Genomic DNA, 2,024 nt, shown 5'->3' on the forward strand with positions numbered 1-2,024 from the left:
GATCTGGCGAGTACATGGGTAACTCACCGGGTACGGGCGAACTGGCCACGCCCTCCACCACCGCCCGCCGACGTTTCAGCCCACGCGCACAAGTCTGGCCTGAATCGCGGAGAGGCGGGACAGCGCAGTGACCGGAATGGCTAGTTCGTTTCTTCGGTATACCGATGACACGGGACGACAGCATGAGCTGCCGCTCGAGCCTTCGCAGCAGCGTTTCACTATCGGCCGCAATGTGCAGGCTGACCTCGTCCTAGGTTGGGACGCCGAGGTCTCACGCCTGCACGCCGCCGTCGAACACCTCGGCGCGCACTGGACCATCGTCGACGACGGCCTCTCCCGCAACGGCACCTTCGTCAACGGCGAGCGCCTGATCGGCAGGCGCAGGCTCAGCCCCGGCGACCGCATCCGCGTCGGCACCACGCTGGTCCATTTCTTCGATTTCGGCGGGGTCGTCGACGACGCGACGCATACCGCCTCGGGCTCGATTCCCACCATGCGCTCGCTCACCGAGACCCAGCGTGCGGTGCTGATCGCCCTGTGTCGCCCGTACAAGCACGGCACCGGCTTCGCGACACCGGCCTCGAACCAGCAGATCGCCGAGGAATTGTTCCTCTCCATCGACGCGATCAAGACCCATCTGCGCGCCCTGTTCGCGAAGTTCGGGGTGGAGAACCTGCCGCAGAACCAGAAGCGCACCCGGCTGGCCGCGCTGGCCATGCAGAGCGGGATGATCTCCGACCACGACCTGTGAGCGACGCTCGCGCAGGTGCGTGAGCGTCTGAACCATGTCCGCGGCACGCGTTACACGGTTGACTGAGTCGTATCACCGGAGCACAGGGATCGAGCTCCGGAAGACGAGTCAGGAGACATCTCATGTTCGCAGTTCGGATGGCCGCGATGGTTATGGCCGTGCTCAGCACCGGGCTGATCGCCGGCGTGTTCTACGCCTACGCGATCTCGGTGATGCCCGCACTGGCGCGGACCGGCGATCGCACGTTGATCGATGTCATGCAGAAGGTCAACGTGGTGATCATCAACCCGTGGTTCATGCTCGGCTTCCTCGGCACGGTCGGGTTCACCGCGCTCGCTGCGGTGCTGAGCCTGGGCTCCGAACACCGCACGACGCTGATCTGGCTCGGAATCGCCGTGGCGCTCAACGTGATCGCCTTCGCCGTCACGGTGGCACTGAACGTGCCGCTCAACGACGCGCTCGACGCGGCGGGCGACCCGGCGGCCATCATCGACACCGCGGCCGTGCGCGCCGACTACGAGGCGGCCTGGGTGCGCTGGAACATCCTGCGCGCGGTGCTGCACACGGCGGCGTTCCTGGTGCTGTGCGGCGCGCTGTTCGCGGCCGGTGTGCAGCAGGGCAAGTCGAGTGCCGCGGGTGTGGTTGCCGGACAGCAGGTTTCGCAGACGGTGGCGGCGCCCATGGCGGGCGGGTTCGCCGCGGCGCCGTTCCAGCGCTGATGGCGATCTGCCAATAGGGTCACGCGATCACTGGAACGTGTTCCATGATGAGTGGAACACGTTCTAGTGAGGAGCTGTTTCATGCGACGTAGTTCGAGATCGTTGCTGGTAGTGGCCGCTGCCGCCCTGCTGACCTGGGCGACCGCAGGCAACGCCGCCGCCGAGTATCCGGTCGACTACAACTTCTTCGGCGGGATCGCACCGGAGCTGACCAACCCGGGCGGATCGCTCCCCGGTTCGAACGATCCCGGCTGTGTCCCCTCGGCCGAGCATCCGAATCCCGTGGTGCTGCTGCACGGCACCGGCGGTGGCGCACAGACGAATTGGGGCGTGTACGCCCCGCTGCTGGCCAACGAGGGCTACTGCGTCTTCTCGCTCACCTACGGCGCTTACGCCCTGCCGTGGCCGATCTCGGCGATCGGCGGGATGCGTCCGATCGAGCAGAGCGCGGCCGAGGTGTCGGCCTTCGTCGACCGGGTGCTCGCGAACACCGGAGCGGCGCGGGTCGACTTCGTCGCCCATTCCCAGGGCAACATCGTCGGCTACTACTACAT

3 protein-coding genes are annotated in these 2,024 nt (G+C 66.5%); all 3 read left to right on the top strand.

Annotated features, from left to right (window positions below; translation table 11 throughout):
* Positions 1-136 precede the first annotated feature (136 nt).
* Positions 137-751, top strand: a complete 615-nt coding sequence (locus ACFWPJ_RS31365) for an FHA domain-containing protein (protein ID WP_378856917.1) — start codon at positions 137-139, stop codon at positions 749-751.
* A gap of 122 nt (positions 752-873) precedes the next feature.
* Positions 874-1,470 carry a DUF1772 domain-containing protein gene (locus tag ACFWPJ_RS31370; protein ID WP_378856919.1) on the top strand — a complete coding sequence of 199 codons (597 nt, stop codon included), beginning with the start codon at positions 874-876 and terminating at the stop codon, positions 1,468-1,470.
* Positions 1,471-1,551: 81 nt separating this feature from the next.
* On the top strand, positions 1,552-2,024 hold a 473-nt coding region (locus ACFWPJ_RS31375), incomplete at its 3' end, for an esterase/lipase family protein (protein WP_378856921.1).

The organism is Nocardia sp. NPDC058497 (assembly GCF_042720195.1).
Lineage (GTDB): Bacteria > Actinomycetota > Actinomycetes > Mycobacteriales > Mycobacteriaceae > Nocardia.

Bases quoted from the DNA above. Each gene is read 5' to 3' on its own strand.
- ACFWPJ_RS31370 (WP_378856919.1), top strand. From the start codon at position 874: ATGTTCGCAGTTCGGATGGCCGCGATGGTTATGGCCGTGCTCAGCACC.
- ACFWPJ_RS31365 (WP_378856917.1), top strand. From the start codon at position 137: ATGGCTAGTTCGTTTCTTCGGTATACCGATGACACGGGACGACAGCAT.